Annotated in this window: 16 protein-coding genes and 1 pseudogene; 11 read left to right on the top strand and 6 right to left on the bottom strand. The window is 62.6% G+C overall.

All coding sequences use genetic code 11. From position 1 onward, the window contains the following. Nucleotides 1-50: 50 nt before the first annotated feature. Together HFRIS_RS23740 and HFRIS_RS23735 are read left to right on the top strand one after the other, a co-directional pair. A pseudogene (locus HFRIS_RS23740) lies at nt 51-383 on the top strand (band-7 C-terminal domain-containing protein); the annotation flags it as partial. A 9-nt stretch (nt 384-392) separates the two neighbouring features. Continuing rightward, nucleotides 393-1670 carry a serine hydrolase domain-containing protein gene (locus HFRIS_RS23735; RefSeq protein WP_006465567.1) on the top strand — a complete coding sequence of 426 codons (1278 nt, stop codon included), beginning with the start codon at nt 393-395 and terminating at the stop codon, nt 1668-1670. A 38-nt stretch (nt 1671-1708) separates the two neighbouring features. On the opposite strand, the gene HFRIS_RS23730 is transcribed toward HFRIS_RS23735, so the two are convergent. Then, nucleotides 1709-3142, bottom strand: coding sequence for an ATP-binding protein (locus HFRIS_RS23730; RefSeq protein ID WP_006465566.1), 1434 nt, complete (start codon nt 3140-3142; stop codon nt 1709-1711). A gap of 1 nt (nt 3143) precedes the next feature. Continuing rightward, nucleotides 3144-3833, bottom strand: coding sequence for a response regulator transcription factor (locus tag HFRIS_RS23725; RefSeq protein ID WP_039877189.1), 690 nt, complete (start codon nt 3831-3833; stop codon nt 3144-3146). A 371-nt stretch (nt 3834-4204) separates the two neighbouring features. Between HFRIS_RS23725 and HFRIS_RS23720 the strand changes: the two genes are divergently transcribed. Both HFRIS_RS23720 and HFRIS_RS23715 read left to right on the top strand, forming a co-directional pair. Next, nucleotides 4205-4954: a hypothetical protein gene (locus tag HFRIS_RS23720; protein WP_006465564.1), complete on the top strand. Its 750-nt coding sequence runs from the start codon at nt 4205-4207 to the stop codon at nt 4952-4954. Between the two features lie 45 nt (nt 4955-4999). Further along, complete coding sequence (locus HFRIS_RS23715; RefSeq protein ID WP_006465563.1) at nt 5000-6583, top strand: tetratricopeptide repeat protein; 1584 nt, start codon at nt 5000-5002, stop codon at nt 6581-6583. A 63-nt stretch (nt 6584-6646) separates the two neighbouring features. Here HFRIS_RS23715 and smpB read toward each other — a convergent pair whose 3' ends face one another. Then, nucleotides 6647-7096 (bottom strand): SsrA-binding protein SmpB, encoded by a 450-nt coding sequence (smpB, locus tag HFRIS_RS23710; protein WP_006465562.1) that lies wholly within the window; start codon nt 7094-7096, stop codon nt 6647-6649. 67 nt (nt 7097-7163) lie between these two features. Between smpB and HFRIS_RS23705 the strand changes: the two genes are divergently transcribed. The 4 genes from HFRIS_RS23705 (at nt 7164) to guaA (ending at nt 11208) form a co-directional block, all read left to right on the top strand. After that, on the top strand, nt 7164-7595 hold the full coding sequence (locus HFRIS_RS23705; protein ID WP_006465561.1) for a type II toxin-antitoxin system RatA family toxin: 432 nt from the start codon (nt 7164-7166) through the stop codon (nt 7593-7595). Then, nucleotides 7588-7893 carry an RnfH family protein gene (locus HFRIS_RS23700; RefSeq protein WP_039877187.1) on the top strand — a complete coding sequence of 102 codons (306 nt, stop codon included), beginning with the start codon at nt 7588-7590 and terminating at the stop codon, nt 7891-7893. The genes HFRIS_RS23705 and HFRIS_RS23700 overlap by 8 nt, the downstream gene beginning before the upstream one ends. A 138-nt stretch (nt 7894-8031) precedes the next feature. Beyond that, entirely contained in the window at nt 8032-9501 is a 1470-nt protein-coding gene (gene guaB / locus HFRIS_RS23695; RefSeq protein WP_006465559.1) for an IMP dehydrogenase, read from the top strand. A 114-nt stretch (nt 9502-9615) separates the two neighbouring features. Next, nucleotides 9616-11208, top strand: coding sequence for a glutamine-hydrolyzing GMP synthase (gene guaA / locus HFRIS_RS23690; protein ID WP_006465558.1), 1593 nt, complete (start codon nt 9616-9618; stop codon nt 11206-11208). A 153-nt stretch (nt 11209-11361) separates the two neighbouring features. Here guaA and HFRIS_RS23685 read toward each other — a convergent pair whose 3' ends face one another. The 3 genes from HFRIS_RS23685 to HFRIS_RS23675 form a co-directional block, all read right to left on the bottom strand. Next, entirely contained in the window at nt 11362-12621 is a 1260-nt protein-coding gene (locus tag HFRIS_RS23685; RefSeq protein WP_006465557.1) for a type II toxin-antitoxin system HipA family toxin, read from the bottom strand. After that, entirely contained in the window at nt 12614-12931 is a 318-nt protein-coding gene (locus tag HFRIS_RS23680; protein ID WP_006465556.1) for a helix-turn-helix domain-containing protein, read from the bottom strand. Before HFRIS_RS23680 ends, HFRIS_RS23685 begins: the two co-directional genes overlap by 8 nt. A gap of 167 nt (nt 12932-13098) precedes the next feature. After that, a complete protein-coding gene (locus HFRIS_RS23675) occupies nt 13099-13464 on the bottom strand; it encodes a cupin domain-containing protein (RefSeq protein ID WP_006465555.1) in 366 nt (121 codons plus the stop codon). A 171-nt stretch (nt 13465-13635) separates the two neighbouring features. On the opposite strand from HFRIS_RS23675, the gene HFRIS_RS23670 reads away from it, so the two are divergent. From HFRIS_RS23670 to HFRIS_RS23660, 3 genes are all read left to right on the top strand, one after another. Then, a complete protein-coding gene (locus HFRIS_RS23670; RefSeq protein WP_006465554.1) occupies nt 13636-14550 on the top strand; it encodes a DUF72 domain-containing protein in 915 nt (304 codons plus the stop codon). Nucleotides 14551-14628: 78 nt separating this feature from the next. Continuing rightward, a complete protein-coding gene (locus HFRIS_RS23665) occupies nt 14629-15168 on the top strand; it encodes a sigma-70 family RNA polymerase sigma factor (RefSeq protein WP_152486754.1) in 540 nt (179 codons plus the stop codon). Further along, nucleotides 15162-15393: FecR/PupR family sigma factor regulator (locus tag HFRIS_RS23660; RefSeq protein ID WP_006465552.1), on the top strand; the 232-nt coding region annotated here is incomplete at its 3' end. The genes HFRIS_RS23665 and HFRIS_RS23660, both read left to right, overlap by 7 nt.

Here is a 15393-nt window from a genome sequence, read left to right as displayed (position 1 = left end):
GGGTACCGAGCTCGAATTCGGCCTAGGCGGCCAGATCTGATCAAGAGACAGAGCAGGAACAGATCAATATCGCCACCGGTGAGCGTGAAGCCGCCATCGCCCGTTCCGAAGGCGAGAAGCAGGCATCGATCAATCGTGCCGAAGGTCAGGCCGCGGCTATCCTTGCCATCGCCGAAGCCAGTGCCGAGGCGATCCGCAAGACGGCTTCGGCAATCCAGCAACCGGGTGGTTCGGACGCCGTCAACCTGAAGGTGGCGGAGCAGTATGTCGATGCCTTCGGCAAGCTGGCCAAGACCAACAATTCCATCATCGTGCCGGCCAATCTGTCCGATATGAGCGGCCTGATCGCATCGGCACTGCAAGTGGTGAAGCAACAGAAATAGAAATCTCCCATGAACTTCGTGTCTTCTCGTATCGCCTTGCCACGGCCAGCCCGCTTCATGCTGACGGCCGCCTTGTTGTCGGCCGCCTCCGTCACCCACGCCCAGCAACAGGATGATGCGCTGGCCGCCCGCGTGGATGCCCGCATGGAGCAGATCCTTGCCCGTTATCCGGTTCCCGGGGCCAGCATCGCCATCGCTTATCAGGGCCGGCTGGTGTACCAACGTGGCTATGGCATGGCGCTCACCGAAAGCAATACGCCGGTCACGCCCCAGACGCGTTTTCGCATCGGCAGCATTTCCAAGGCGGTGACGGCGGTGGCGGTGCTGAGGCTGTTCCAGAACGAGTTGCCGCAGGTGCTGGATCACCCGGTCTTCGGCCCGCAAGGTCTGTTGCCCGATGCGGCCTATCCGGATTTCGCCCAGCCGCTGGACCAGCGCGTGCTCAGGATCACCTTGCGCCAGCTGCTGCAACACACCAGCGGCTGGGGTGGCAGCGACTACGACCCGCAATACGACCTGGTCAATATCGCCCGCGCACGCCAGGTCCCGGCGCCGGCCTCGGCACGCGACGTGATCGCCTATGTGCTCAAGCAGCGTCTGCTGGATGCTGCACCGGGCACTGAATTTTTCTACGGTAATTTCGCCTATAACGTGCTGGGTCGCATCATCGAGCACAAGACCGGGCAGCCCTATGAGCAGGCGGTGCAGGCATTGGTGTTCGGCCCGGCCGGGATCGATGATGCGGTGATCGCCGGGGATCGCCGCAACGAGCGCGCTGCAGGGGAGGCCGGCTATTACGATGACCCGCGCTGGCCCGCCGTGGCCGACCGCGATGGCAGCGCGGCGACGTGTCCGGAATCCTATTGCGCCTATCATTTCAGGAGCATGGACGCCACTGCCGGCTGGGTGACCACGGCGGCCGACCTGGTGCGCTTCGTCGATTCGGTCCAGGGGCGCGGCAGCCCCGCATTGCTCAAGCCCGAAACGCTGGCCCTGATGAAGCAGCGCGATCCCAGGCTGGCAGAAAACAACTATGGCCTGGGCTGGGTGGTGACCCGTACCAACGGCATGGAAATCCTCTCCCACAGCGGTGCGCTGACCACCGGCAGCTACGCCTATCTGCAGTCGCGAGCCGATGGCTGGTCTTGGGCGGTTCTGATGAACCGCTTGCCGATTCCCTATCCGGCCGAACAGGGCGTGCAGGAACTGCAGGCCTTCCAGGTCGCGGTGCAACGCGGATTGATGACGACCATCGTCGATCCCGAACCACAGGCCCTAGCACACTGACGGCTGCGGACGGATCGCTGCCAGCCGGTAGCCAGCCATCAGGCCTCCACAGTCTCTCCCCGTGCCGGTTCATCGGCCATGAAGGGCAGGGTGATGTCCACCCGCAAGCCGCCATCCGACCGATTCGCAGCGCGGATGCTGCCTTGATGGGCTTCCACGATACGTCGCGCAATTGACAGCCCCAGGCCGTGCCCGGCGCTGTTGCTCTTGGTGCGGCTGCTGCGGAAGAACAGCTCGAAGATGCTGTTCATCTCTTCCTCCGGCACACCCGGCCCACGGTCGAGAATGGACAGGTGCAGCAGCTTGCCGACCTCGTCGATCTCGGCCACGACCTGCACCGTGGTCGCTGGCGCGGTGTGCTTGATGGCATTGCGCAGCACGTTCTCGATAGCGCGATAGAGCAACTCCGGATTGCCCTGCACCTGCACCCGGCAGGCGATCTGGCTTTCCACCTGCTTACCCAAGGTCTCGGCCTCGAAATTGGCGTCATTGATCATGTCCCCCAGCATGGGCTGGATGGCGATGGCTTCTTCCATCGAACCGGGGACATTGGCTTCCAGTCGCGACAGCGTCAATAGTTCACCCACCAGCTTGTCCATGCGCACGCTCTCGCGTTCGATGCGTTCCAGGGTCAGCTCCAGCTTGTCCCGGTCCTGCACCCGCGCCAGACCGATGGCCATCTGCAGGCGCGCAATCGGCGAGCGCAATTCGTGCGAGACGTCATGCAGCAGGCGACGCTGACTTTCCATCAGGGTGCGCAGCTTGGCGGTCATGGCGTCGAAATCGCGACCGAGGTCGGCCAGCTCGTCGTTGCGCGCGCTCATCACCGGCTCCAGTTCCAGATCCAGGTTGCCATTGGCAGCCTGGTTGAAGGCGTTCTTGAGGTGGCGAATCGGGTGCGAGAAATACCAGGCCAGCAGCAGGGCAAAGACCAGGCTGGCCACCAGCGCCACGGCCAGCGGCATGGTCGGGAAGAACAGCGGCTTGGGTCCGCGTTCCTTCATGTAGCGGGGTTCGCGACCGGGCATGCCGCCGGGTCCGGGGCCGGGCGGTGGCGCAAACTCATCGTTGGGCGCCGGAATGAACATCAGGTAGCTATGGCCGTTGGTGGCCTTGACCAGTTCCACCGAGCGTCGCTCGCGCTCGGTCGTCAACAGGTGACGCGCCTCTTCCACCAGCTTGGGCGGTACTTCGCGACCCATCAGGTCCTTGTTCTCTTCATCCACCGCATACAACTGCAGGCGATGCGGGCGTCCTTCATTGATCAGGCTGCGCAGCGCTTCCGGCCCGCCGAACTGCAGCGTGGCCGCCGCCGAGCGGATCATGAACGAGGCCGGCGGACTGAGGTCGATTTCCGAATTGCGGTTGCTGCGTTCCAGGTTTTCTATCCAGAACAGCACGCCCACGCCGAAGGTGGCGGTAATCTGGGCGATCGCGATGAAGAAGAAGAACTTCCAGAAAAGCCGGCCCACTTTATTCCTTGATGAACTGGTAGCCGAGGCGATAGACGGTCTGGATGCAGCTCTTGTCGCTGCCCAAGGCGGCGATCTTCTGGCGGATGCTGGAAAGGTGGACGTCGATGTTGCGATCGAAGCGCGCCAGCGGGCGGCCCAGACCCTGCTCCGACAGGGTCTGCTTGCTGACCGGCTTGCCGGCATTGCGGGCCAGCACTTCCAGCAGGTTGAATTCGCTGCTGGTCAATTCCAGCGGCCGGCTGTTCCAGGTGGCGCGACGCTGTTCCGGCCACATCGACAGCGCGCCCACGGCCAGCGGCGAATAGGGCGTCTGTTCGCTGCTCTCGGCAGAAGCGCGGCGCAGGATGGCGCGGATGCGGGCGGCAATTTCGCGTGGTGTGCAAGGCTTGGGCACGTAATCGTCGGCGCCCAGTTCCAGGCCGATGATGCGGTCGGTGTCATCGCCCTTGGCGGTCAGCATCACCACCGGCATGCTGCTCTTGGCGCGGATACGGCGCAGGGTATCGACGCCGTTCAGGCGGGGCATCATCACATCCAGCACCGCGATGGCGTACTGGCCGGTGAGCGCCTCGGCGGCGCCGGCTTCGCCATCGTAGGCGACGTTGACTTCGAATTTTTCCTGCTCCAGGTATTCCTTGAGCATATCGACGAGCTCCACGTCATCGTCGATCAAAAGTACTTTAGACATCGCTGCATTCCATTCTCGAATTGCCCTGCCTCCAGGCCGCAGGGCGTCGGCAGCCCGTAATATGCCGTAAAAGGTTTTGCAGGAGTGTTTCCAGCCGTCTTTACAATTGCATCTTTACATTCATTTACCGCGTGCCGGTGAACCTTCGCGACAGGGTATGGCGCCCATCCTTCCTTGACCGATTTTTTCACCACCCGCTGGCAGGCCGCGCCAGGCTTGACTTGCGGCAATGGCCCGCGCTGCGCCTGTTGACAGAACTTTACTCCGCTTTACGCCTTCCGGTTCAACTTAACAGGTCTTGATGACCGATACTGTTGACACTGACAAGGGAGCGGCGCAAGGGGCGTCGCGCACAATAAAAGGGGAGTGTCATGGCCATCAGCAGCGTTGGTTCCAGCAATTTCAGCCTGTCCGATCTGTCCGCGCTCAGCGGCACCAGCGGTTTTTCCACCAGCGCCACGCAGCGCATGGATGTGCCACCGCCACCACCGCCGCATGGCGACAAGGGGGGAGGGCTGATCGGCGCGCTCAAGGATATTCTCGCCTCGCTGGGCGTGGCGCTTGATGCGACCGCCAGCAGCGCCACGGCAACCAGCGCTTCCACCTCGGCCAGCACGACCTCTTCAAGCAGCAGCATTTCGGCTTCGAATGTCGATTCCAAGCTCGATGCCTTCCTGCAGGAACTCATGGCCGCCCTGAAAGGCCCGGACAATCCCCCACCGGGACCGGCGCCGGCACTTTCGTCGTCTTCTGACGGCAGTTCATCCAGTAGCGTGTCGGCCACCAGCGAGGTCGACAGCACCAGTGGCTCCAGCAGCACTAGCAGTGCCAGCACCACGGCCACCGACACCACGGCGCGCTCCTACTCGCCAGCGGGCAGGCCTCCGCCACCCGGCGGTGGGCTGGAGGCAGACCTCAATAGCCTGATCTCCAGTCTTTCCTCTGGCAGTAGCGATAGCGGTGATGGTACGAGCTCTTCACTGGAAAGTGCCTTCAGCAACCTGCTCAGTTCCCTGGGCGCATCGTCGACCACTACGTCGCTTTCCAGCTTCCTGCAAAACCTGCAGAGCAAGCTGGCGGCAGGCAAGACCACAGGCAACCTGATCGATACCACGGCGTGATCCGGCGGCGGCGTCACGAGCCGGCGGCGTGATAAGCTGCCGGCCATGATTTCTCCCGACCCCGCCAAACTGGCAAGCATCATGGGCCTGATGTGCGAGGCCATCGCCCTGCGTGGCGCCCAGCAACCTGCTGCTGCCGTGGCCGTGCTGGAGCAGGCACTGGCGTTGGACCCCGGCTTCCTGCCATTGCACATGCAGCGTGCCGATCTGCTGGTGGAAATGGGTGAGCTGGCCGGCGCGATCGCTGCCTACGAAGCCTGTCTGGATCTGGTGCCGGACTACCACGACGCGCGCGTCGCCCATCGCGCAGTGATGGCGCAATGGGCCGATACGCTGGCAGCCGCCCCAGGGCCGGAAGAGACGCCCGACACTGAGCGCGCCGCCACGTTGGCGCGTCTTTACTACAAGCTGGCGCAGCCACAACAGGCATTGGCCGCCCTTGCTCCTGCTCTGCCGCTGGCCACCCTGGAACACCAGGCCTTGCACGCCGATATCCTGCTTCTGTTGAACCGCCACGAAGAGGCGCTGCATTGCTACTCGGAAGCCCCCGACAGCGACGACGCCACCCGCGCCCTGATTGCCTTCAATCGCGCCGACATCCTGCGCCGCATGGGCCGCATCGATGAAGCGCAAGCCGCCTATGAAGAGGCTCTGCGCTGGCATGCCGATTTCCCGCAGGCCCAGGTGGGTCGCGCCCACATGCTGCTGACGCGGCATGACTATGCACGGGGATGGCCAGCCCATGAAGCCCGTTTCGCGATTGCCGAACTGGCCCGGCAGGGCATCAGCAGCCCGAGCCCGCGCTGGCAGCCAGGCCAGGATGTACAGGGAAAGCGAGTGCTCTTGTGGGCCGAACAAGGGCAGGGCGATTGCCTGCAATTTTCCCGCTACATCCCGCTGGTCGCACAGCGTGCAGCGCAGGTGACGCTCTGCGCCCCCGCAGCGTTGTTGGCGGTGCTCGCCCCCTCCTTGCCCGGGGTGGACTGCGTGTCCCACGCACATGAAGCGCCGCCCCATGATTGCCATGCCTCGCTGCTGAGCCTGCCGTTGTTGCTTGCGGTGCCTGATCCTGGCCAGGGACCGCAGCCGCCTTATCTTTTTGCCGATCCTGGGCGCGTAGCGCAGTGGCAGCAGCAACTGTCGTTGCTGGATGGCGCCGCGCCGCGCCGTCCGCGTATTGGCCTGGCCTGGGCCGGACGGCAGTACGCCACCACGCATCCCAGCCGCGACGTGCCACTGGCCGCCTTGCTGCCGCTCTTGGACCTGCCGGCCGACTTCATCAGCCTGCAGGTGGAAATTCCCCTGGCCGACCAGGCCCTGCATCAGGAAATGGCGGGCCGGCTGCACAGCTTGCCCTTGACGGACTGGGCCGATACCGCTGCGCTGGCCTGCGCGCTGGACCTGGTGATCAGTGTCGATACTGCCGTCATACACCTGGCCGGTGCCCTGGGCCTGCCATGCTTTTTGCCGCAACGACTGGAAGGCGAGTGGCGCTGGGGCGTCGAGGGGGACTCCAGTCCCTGGTATCCCTCGGTCCGGCTGTTCCGCCAGCAGGAGCGCGGGCAATGGGCGCCGGTGGTGGCCGGGATGGTGGCCGCCTGCCGCGAGAAGTTCGCCGGCTGGTCGTAACGGCGGACATGAAAACGGCTGCCCAGGGCAGCCGTGGTCGCAATGGGAGAGGGTAGAGCGGGATCAGCGACGATTCTGCTTCATGGCCGCCTGGATTTCACGCTGGCTGTCACGCTGCTTTTCGGTCTCGCGCTTGTCGTGCTGCTTCTTGCCCTTGGCCAGGCCGATGTCGCATTTGACCCGGCCCTTGCTGTAATGCAGGTTCAGTGGCACCAGCGTATAGCCGGAGCGCTCCACCTTGCCGATCAGTTTGCTGATCTCCGCCGCATTGAGCAGCAGCTTGCGGGTACGGGTCGTTTCCGGATGCACGTGGGTGGAGGTGCTGGTCAGCGCGCTGATGTGGCAGCCGAACAGGTAGACCTCGCCATTGCGCACGATCACGTAGGCTTCCTTCAATTGCACGCGGCCGGCGCGGATCGATTTGACTTCCCAACCTTGCAAGACGAGACCTGCTTCGAATCGCTCTTCGATGAAGTAATCGAAAAAGGCCTTTTTGTTATCAATAATGCTCATCTAAATAAAAATTCGTCTCGTCGGTTAAAATTGTGCCTTTGCGATTTTATCAAACGGATCACCCTCGATGGCAGTCGTTCACAAAACCGTCCTGATCAACTATAGCGCGGAGCAGATGTTCAACCTGGTCGACAAGGTTGAGGATTACCCTGAATTCCTGCCCTGGTGTGGCGGTGTCGAGGTGTCTGAACGCAGTGACGATAGTCTCACGGCCAAGCTCAAGATCAACTACCACGGCCTGAAACAGTCCTTCAGCACCCACAATACCAATGTGCGCCCCACCAGCATGACCATGCGCCTGGTGGAAGGCCCGTTCAAGCATTTCGAAGGTCGCTGGAGCTTCAAGCCGCTGCGCGAGGATGCCTGCAAGATCGAGTTCGACATGGAATATGAATTTTCCAGCCGCATCCTGGAGGGTGTGATCGGCCCTGTCTTCAGCATGATCGCCAACAGCTTCGTCGATTCCTTCTGCAAGCGGGCCGAACAGATATATGGCTGAAGCAGGCCCTTTGCAAGTCCAGCTCTGCTACGCCGCGCCCGGACTGCAGATTCTCAGGGATCTTGAGGTGGCCCCGGGCTGCACCATCCAGCAGGCCATCCTCGACAGTGGCCTGCTGCGCGAACAGCCGGCCATCGACCTGTCGACCTGCAAGGTCGGCATCTTCGGCAAGGCCAGGCCGCTGGACACCCCGCTGCGCGAACGCGACCGCATCGAAATCTACCGCCCCCTGATCGCCGACCCCAAGCAATCCCGCCGGCGCCGGGCCGCGCACCAGGAGCGCGGGCAGGGCGAATAGCCCGCGCGGCTTGCCGGGCTACCTATAACGCGCAGGATATCCGGCATTTTTACGACGCCCGGAGGCAGAAACGCAAGCAGAGCAAGACGCGCGATCAAGTTTTCTGTATAATTCGCTTTTGCGCCTATAGGAAACACTATGCGTCTTCTCCAAAAAGCACTCACGTTCGATGATGTGCTGCTCGTTCCGGCCTTCTCGGACATCCTCCCCAAAGATACTTCCCTGACCACGCGCCTGACGCGCAACATCTCGCTGAACATCCCCCTGGTGTCGGCTGCGATGGATACCGTCACCGAAGCACGCCTGGCCATTGCCATGGCGCAAGAAGGCGGGATCGGCATCATCCACAAGAACCTGACGCCCAAGGAACAGGCGCGCGAGGTTTCCAAGGTCAAGCGTTTCGAGTCCGGCGTGGTCCGCGACCCGATCACCATCCCCCCCACCATGAAGATCCGCGACGTGATCGCGCTGTCCAAGCAGCACGGCATTTCCGGTTTCCCGGTGGTTGAAGGCAAGGCACTGGTGGGCATCATCACCAACCGCGACCTGCGTTTCGAGCGAGAGCTGGACGCCGAAGTCCGCGCCAAGATGACCCCGCGCGACAAGCTGGTCTACGTCAAGGAAAACGGTTCCAGCGCCGATCCCGAAGAAGCCAAGCGCCTGATGAACAAGCACCGCCTGGAGCGCGTGATGGTCGTCAACGATGCCTTCGAGCTGCGCGGCCTGATCACCGTCAAGGACATCGAAAAATCCACCGAACACCCCTTCGCCTGCAAGGACGAACACGGCAAGCTGCGCGTGGGCGCCGCCGTCGGCGTGGGTCCGGACAATGACGAGCGCATCGAACTGCTGGTCGCTGCCGGCGTGGACGTGATCGTGGTCGACACCGCCCACGGCCACTCCGCTGGCGTGTTGAACCGCGTCAAGTGGGTCAAGACCCGCTACCCGCACGTGGAAGTCATCGGCGGCAACATCGCCACCGCCGCCGCTGCCAAGGCACTGGTCGAACATGGTGCCGACGCCGTCAAGGTCGGCATCGGTCCTGGCTCCATCTGCACCACCCGTATCGTCGCTGGCGTGGGCGTACCTCAGATCTCCGCCATCGCCAACGTCGCCGACGCCCTGAAGGGGACCGGCGTACCGGTGATCGCCGACGGCGGCATCCGCTTCTCCGGCGACGTCGCCAAGGCGCTGGCCGCCGGGGCGTCCGCCGTGATGATGGGCAGCATGTTCGCCGGCACCGAAGAAGCCCCCGGTGAAGTGATCCTGTACCAGGGCCGCAGCTACAAGTCCTACCGTGGCATGGGTTCGCTGGGCGCCATGGCCGACGGCTCGGCCGACCGTTACTTCCAGGACGGCGACAACACCGCCGACAAGTTCGTGCCGGAAGGCATCGAAGGCCGCGTCGCCTACAAGGGCTCGGTGGTCGCCATCCTGTATCAGCTGGTGGGCGGCGTGCGCTCCTCCATGGGTTACTGCGGTTGCGGTTCCATCGACGACTTCCGCGAACGCGCCGAATTCGTCGAGATCACCTCGGCCGGCATGCGCGAATCGCACGTCCACGACGTGCAGATCACCAAGGAAGCCCCGAACTACCGCGCCGAGTAATTTTCGATGCGGCCACAGCCCGACAGTCCACCGGCATCGCGCCAGGCTGTCGGGCTGTTGAATTTTTCAGCAGTCCATTTTCAACGTAGCTAACGTAGCCAGACCTCATTGCCCATGTCCACGCATTCGCATTCGAAAATCCTGATCCTCGACTTCGGTTCCCAGGTGACCCAGCTCATCGCTCGCCGCGTGCGCGAAGCCGGTGTGTTTTCCGAGGTATTCCCGCATGATGTGACCGACGAATTCGTGCGCAACTACGGCGCGGCCGGCGTCATTCTCTCCGGTGGCCCCAACAGCGTCACCGAAGGCGACACCCCGCGCGTACCGCAATCGGTATTCGAACTGGGCGTGCCGGTCCTGGGCATCTGCTACGGCATGCAGGCCATGGCCGAGCAACTGGGCGGCAAGGTCGAAAACGGTCACCTGCGTGAATTCGGCTACGCCGAAGTGCGCGCCCACGGCCACACCAAGCTGCTGGAGAACATCAGCGACTTCACCAATGCCCAGGGCCACGGCATGTTGAAGGTCTGGATGAGCCACGGCGACAAGGTCAACGACATGCCGGCCGGCTTCAAGCTCATGGCCTCCACCGGCAACTGCCCCATCGCCGGCATGGCCGACGAAGAACGTCGCTTCTACGGCGTGCAGTTCCACCCCGAAGTCACCCACACCGTGCAGGGCAAGGCCATGCTGGCGCGCTTCGTGCACGAGATCTGCGGCTGCCAGTCGGACTGGAACATGCCGGACTACATCTCCGAAGCCGTCGAGATGATCCGCCAGCAGGTCGGCAGCGATGAAGTCATCCTGGGCCTCTCCGGTGGCGTGGACAGCAGCGTGGCTGCGGCCCTGATCCACCGCGCCATCGGTGACCAGCTGACCTGTGTCTTCGTCGACCACGGCCTGCTGCGCCTGGACGAAGGCAAGATGGTCATGGAGATGTTCGGCAAGAACCTGGGCGTGAAGGTGATCCATGTGGACGCTACCGCCCAGTTCATGGGCCATCTGGCTGGCGTCACCGATCCCGAAGCCAAGCGCAAGATCATCGGCCGCGAGTTCGTCGAAGTGTTCCAGGCCGAATCGGCCAAGCTGACCAGCGCCAAGTGGCTGGCCCAGGGCACCATCTACCCGGACGTGATCGAAAGCGCCGGCAAGGGCAAGAAGACCGCCCACACCATCAAGAGCCACCACAACGTCGGCGGCCTGCCGGAAACCCTGAACCTGAAGCTGCTGGAACCCCTGCGCGAACTGTTCAAGGACGAAGTCCGCGAACTGGGCGTGGCCCTGGGCCTGCCGCCGGAAATGGTCTACCGCCACCCGTTCCCCGGCCCGGGCCTGGGCGTGCGTATCCTGGGTGAAGTCAAGAAGGAATACGCCGACCTGCTGCGCCGCGCTGACGCAATCTTCATCGAGGAACTGCGCAATACGAAGGATGACGACGGCCAGAGCTGGTACGACAAGACCAGCCAGGCCTTCGCCGTGTTCCTGCCGGTGAAGTCGGTGGGCGTGATGGGCGACGGCCGTACCTACGAATACGTCGTGGCCCTGCGCGCCGTGCAGACCCAGGACTTCATGACCGCCCACTGGGCGCACCTGCCGCATGAACTGCTGGGACGCGTGTCCAACCGCATCATCAATGAAGTGCGCGGCCTGAACCGGGTGGTGTATGACATTTCGGGGAAGCCGCCAGCGACCATCGAGTGGGAGTGATTTTGTAAGGGTACTTGAGGAAAAAAAGGGAGCGTGCAGCTCCCTTTTTCAATTCCGAAGATGTCCCTGATCCAATCTTGAGAGGAGACGCGCAACCATCAGCAGGTGATCACGCTCAGAATCCGCTCACCTGCGCCGTCGATCCGGCGCACGCTAGCGCAGCAGCGCCACGTTACGGTCAATCTGCTGCTGGATGGTGCGCAGCGTGTCAGGTCTGACGGCACCGGGATGAAGTTCTTCGCCCAAGCTTGCAAACCGGCGTGCCACGTCGCAAATCCTGTCGATGAGATCGCTGGCCACATCCTCCGCGACCTCGGCTTCGGCGGCCAGTCGCAGTATCTCCGCGCGCGAAATCGTCAATGCTTCCCCCATCACGTCCATCTGGTGGTATCCCTGCGGCCCCTCGCAAAAGGTGACGTCGTAGGCCGGCGCCAGTTTCCACCGGCCGTCCGCAGACATGAGATAGGCAAAGTTCTTGGGGTGATCGTCTCTGTTGTGGAACGCAACATTGAACACGGCGCGGGTATAGGCCAGCGCCATTTCTCGGACATCGTTGGTACACAAGCGCGTGGCACGCATGAAATTGACGTAGTCGAGCGCACCGGGCGTGCGGTAATCCGCACCCGTGAAGGCGGCCAGGCTTTGCATGGGGACCCGCATCCCGTCCACGCGATCAAAGCGCTTGCTGGCGAAAGCTGCCATGGCATTCGGTAAAGTGAAATAGTGTGTGTCGGGCGTGTCGATGCCACATAAGCGCAGGCAATGTGCATAGACCATCTCGATGGCGCAGACCTCGGGATGCTCGTCGCGCGCCGGGAATTTCACCAGCCAGGCTTCGAAACCCGGTGTGGCAACCGTCGTCATGGCACCGCTACGGGGATCGCGATAGACTAGGGCCTTCGGTCTCGCCCCCTGCGGTGAGCCGCCCACCGACAGCAAGGTCTGCAGGAATTGCCCCCCGTCGCCGTGCAGCACATCCTGAACCTCGATGGCCAACTGTTCCAGTGGAATATGCGAAACCGGCGCTTGTCCCTCGGGCGCCACGGGTTCGAAACTCATCGCACCCATGGCGTTGCGACCGATATAGGCCAGCCGCTCCAGTGGGCCGATGCGTGCCGTGGTGAGACCACGGCGGCGGAACAGGCGGTCCATCAGCAGCATGCCCCAGCCGTCGGGGAGGGCGTCATAGACCGGTCCGGGCAGGCCTAGCTGATGGGTGGGAAAGTCGCGACGTAGCGCCGGCCCCTTCAGGGGCAAGGTGTGGGAAGACAGTTCCAGACCGCGTTGCCTGGCTTCGTTGCTGTATTCGAAGGCGATCTGCGGCCGGCCCGTCAGGAGGGTGGTTGAGATCAGCCGGCCCCAGCGCCAGCGCTCGCCCCAGCCTTCGTAGTAGACGTCGACTTGCTCAGGCATGATCGGACTTTCTCCGGGTACGTTGACGGCGGGCGCTTTGCTCGTACCGGAGAATATCCTCGATGCTGTCCAGCCTCGGCTGGAAGAGGGCTTCCAGCTCCTTGATCCTGCCAAGGGCCATGGCCACCCGGACGATGTTCTCGAATCCGACGTTGCGGCCTGCCTCCAGGTTGGACACCGTATTGACGCCGATGCCGGCGCGCCCGGCCAGGTCTGATTGCGTCATTGCCTGCGCCAGCCGCTCTGTGCGCAAGCGTTCGCAAAGCCGCTTGACCACTTCATCAGGTTTGCTGAGATTTAAATCCAACATGATGGGGCTTATCAGAACTAATGCCAGTTAATACCCAAAATTATAGATTTATCCCCGATAAGCGGCAAGCTTATTAATTATCCTTGATTGTGTTTTAAGTGATGGCTTGAGCGTTAAAACACGCTTTATCGGATTTAAGTCGGTAATGGAGAGCGGCTTGTATCGTCTCAAGCGCCGCCGCGCTCGACGATCACATAGTGCTTGCGCATCGGCTCCACCACCTCGAACACGCCCTTGAAACCCGCCGGGATCACCATGGCATCCCCCGGGCCGGCTTCGGCAGCCAGTCCTTGCTCATCAATGACGCGGCAGCGACCTTCCAGCACGTAGAAATATTCATCTTTGGTCGGTGCAAAGGCAATGCGCCAGCTGCCTTTTTCGCAGGCCCAGATACCGGCGTTGATTTCGCCGCTGGCGCTGGTGAAGTGGTTCCAGGTGGTGCGCAGGGGATTGCCTTCCAGTCGGCGCTCTTCGATGGGGTGGTCATGTTCGGGAGCGGGGGAGCCGAGGCGGAATTGGGTGATGGCGGTCATGGAATGGGCCTGCAATTTAAGGATAAGGACGAAAAAGGAGGAAAAAGGGGATAAGGCGGGCGGTCGATCAAAGGGCAGCAGTGTACCAGCAGCGTGCTACTGCCGCGCTGGCCGGCACCAAGTCCGCCTACCCCGGTCACACCGTGCATGAACAGGATCGAGGAGGCAGGCATGGGCAAGATCTGGATCGGTATCTCCGGCTGGCGTTACGCGCCCTGGCGCGGCAGTTTCTACCCCAAGGGGTTGCGCCAGGATGACGAGCTGGGCTATGCCTCGCGCATGCTGCCCAGCATCGAGCTCAACGGTTCCTTCTATGCCTTGCAGCGGCCGGAAAGCTATCAGCGCTGGTATGAGTCCACACCACCCGGCTTCGTCTTCAGCCACAAGGGCAATCGCTTCATCACCCATACCCGTCGGCTGAAGGATATCGATGGCGCCCTGGGCAATGTCTTCGCCTCCGGCGTATTCAACCTGAAGGAAAAGCTTGGCCCTTTCCTGTGGCAGTTCCCGCCCAGTTTCAGTTATGAGCCGGAGGCCCTGGAGCACTTCCTGAGCCTGCTGCCGCACGATACCGAAGCCGCACAGAAGCTGGCCCGTGCACATGAGCCGCGCATGGAGGGCAGGGTGCAACTGGAAATCGACAGGAAGCGCAAGCTGCGCCATGCCATGGAAATCCGCCATGACAGTTTCGTCGACGAGTCCTTCATCAAGCTGCTGCGCAAGTACAAGGTCGCATTGGTGGTGGCCGATGCGCCCAAGAAATGGCCCTACCAGGAAGATGTGACGGCTGATTTCATGTATCTGCGCCTGCACGGTGACAAGCGCCTCTACCAGAGCGGTTACAGCGATGAGGCCATCGACGCCTGGGCCGAACGCATCCGGGCCTGGGCCGAGGGCGGTCAGCCGGCGCAGGGGCCGCGTATTGCGTCGAGTGCGCCACGGCAGCGTGCCAGTCGTGATGTCTATTGCTATTTCGATAACGATATAAAGGTCAAGGCACCGTTCGACGCCCGGCGCCTGATTGAGCGCCTCGGTCTGAAGCTGGACCTGCCCGAGCCCGGCGAACCCCTGGAATGGCGCAAGTGATCAGTTTCGTGGACTGAAAACTGACAAATCGCAGCTGCTTCCATATAATAATGATTCTCATTATTAAGAATCATGCTCATGGAAGCCCGGTTACTCGACAGGCAGGAAAGCGATGCATTGCAAAGGATGTACAGCGGCCATCACGGCTGGCTGCTGCAATGGCTGCAACGCAAGCTGGGTAACCGTGGCGACGCGGCCGATCTGATGCAGGACACCTATATCCGGGTGGCGACAGGGCGCAGCATGCCGAACCCGGAGCAGGCGCGCCCCTATCTGGTCCAGATCGCCAAGCACCTGATGATCGACCTGCATCGGCGTCGCAAGCTGGAGGCGGCCTATCTGGAGGCCCTGGCAGCCTTGCCCGAAGCCCATGCGCCATCCCATGAAGACACCCTCATCGTGCTGCAGACCCTGGCCGCCATCGATGCCGCGCTGGAAGGTCTGCCGCTGAAGGTGCGGGAGACCTTCTTCATGTCGCAATTCGACGGCATGACATATAGCGCTATCGCCGCGTCCTTGGGCATCGCCGTTGCCACTGTTCGCAAGCATATGCTCACGGCCACCCGGGCCTGCTTCCTCGCCATGCAGCAGTGCGGCGAACCGGTCTGCGCATGCTGAGCGCCGCGACTCCGCGCCCGGACGCCGCGGATGGTGTCACCGGAGACGCCCTGGACCAGGCCTTGCAATGGTTCGTGATCCTGGCCTCCGGTGAAGTCACCCCCGCGCAACGACAGGCCTTTGCCGCCTGGCTGGCGGCCAACCCGGCCCATGCCCGGCAGTGGGAGGCGGTGAGCCGCTTCCAGGGCATGCTGCAGGGCATGCCGTCGCAGGCGGCGGGCCAGG

Origin of the sequence: Herbaspirillum frisingense GSF30, assembly GCF_000300975.2 — a bacterium.
Taxonomy (GTDB): domain Bacteria; phylum Pseudomonadota; class Gammaproteobacteria; order Burkholderiales; family Burkholderiaceae_D; genus Herbaspirillum; species Herbaspirillum frisingense.
This window is presented reverse-complemented; position numbering and strand designations above follow the sequence as displayed.